Source organism: Streptomyces sp. NPDC001222, assembly GCF_042896945.1.
In the GTDB taxonomy this organism is placed as follows: Bacteria; Actinomycetota; Actinomycetes; order Streptomycetales; family Streptomycetaceae; genus Streptomyces; species Streptomyces gibsoniae.
This window is the reverse complement of the sequence record NZ_JBIAXT010000083.1, coordinates 1,938-3,491: the sequence shown is the minus strand read 5'-3', so window position 1 is coordinate 3,491 and position 1,554 is coordinate 1,938. Positions and strand designations below refer to the sequence as shown.

The 1,554-nt window shown below is 58.2% G+C and carries 1 rRNA gene (cut by a window edge); it reads right to left on the bottom strand.

Annotated features, from left to right (window positions below):
- Window positions 1-1,265: ribosomal RNA gene (locus ACFY2Z_RS41555) — 23S ribosomal RNA — on the bottom strand; it reaches 1,922 nt to the left of the window's first position.
- Window positions 1,266-1,554: the final 289 nt, after the last annotated feature.

The window sequence follows — 1,554 nt, the reverse complement described above, 5'->3', positions numbered from 1 at the left end:
TGCAATGACACGACTTCGGCGGTACGCTTGAGCCCCGCTACATTGTCGGCGCGGAATCACTAGACCAGTGAGCTATTACGCACTCTTTCAAGGGTGGCTGCTTCTAAGCCAACCTCCTGGTTGTCTGTGCGACTCCACATCCTTTCCCACTTAGCGTACGCTTAGGGGCCTTAGTCGATGCTCTGGGCTGTTTCCCTCTCGACCATGGAGCTTATCCCCCACAGTCTCACTGCCGCGCTCTCACTTACCGGCATTCGGAGTTTGGCTAAGGTCAGTAACCCGGTAGGGCCCATCGCCTATCCAGTGCTCTACCTCCGGCAAGAAACACACGACGCTGCACCTAAATGCATTTCGGGGAGAACCAGCTATAACGGAGTTTGATTGGCCTTTCACCCCTAACCACAGGTCATCCCCCAGGTTTTCAACCCTGGTGGGTTCGGTCCTCCACGAAGTCTTACCTCCGCTTCAACCTGCCCATGGCTAGATCACTCCGCTTCGGGTCTTGAGCGTGCTACTCCACCGCCCTATTCGGACTCGCTTTCGCTACGGCTACCCCACCCGGGTTAACCTCGCAACACACCGCAAACTCGCAGGCTCATTCTTCAAAAGGCACGCAGTCACGAGGGCCGAAGCCCCGACGCTCCCACGGCTTGTAGGCACACGGTTTCAGGTACTATTTCACTCCCCTCCCGGGGTACTTTTCACCATTCCCTCACGGTACTATCCGCTATCGGTCACCAGGGAATATTTAGGCTTAGCGGGTGGTCCCGCCAGATTCACACGGGATTTCTCGGGCCCCGTGCTACTTGGGTGTCTCTCAAACGAGCCGCTGACGTTTCGACTACGGGGGTCTTACCCTCTACGCCGGACCTTTCGCATGTCCTTCGCCTACATCAACGGTTTCTGACTCGTCCCACGGCCGGCAGACCGTGGAAGAGAGATCCCACAACCCCCCAAGCGCAACCCCTGCCGGGTCTCACACGCTTAAGGTTTAGCCTCATCCAGTTTCGCTCGCCACTACTCCCGGAATCACGGTTGTTTTCTCTTCCTGCGGGTACTGAGATGTTTCACTTCCCCGCGTTCCCTCCACACTGCCTATGTGTTCAGCAGCGGGTGACAGCCCATGACGACTGCCGGGTTTCCCCATTCGGAAACCCCCGGATCAAAGCCTGGTTGACGACTCCCCGGGGACTATCGTGGCCTCCCACGTCCTTCATCGGTTCCTGGTGCCAAGGCATCCACCGTGCGCCCTTAAAAACTTGGCCACAGATGCTCGCGTCCACTGTGCAGTTCTCAAACAACGACCAACCACCCATCACCCCGAACCAGCAAGATTCGAGTGCACTGGGGCCGGCATCGAAGGACGACCAGACGGCCGCACCCTCAGACACCCAACAGCGTGCCCGACACAGTCACCCGATGATCACCACGTTCCACGCCGAAGCAGTACTAGCGATGCCATCCGAGCCATCTGTGCCGAGTAGTCAACGTTCCACCCATGAGCTGACCACCGTCGGACACTTGCCGACGTAGTGGCTCTGGACCTCGAGAACG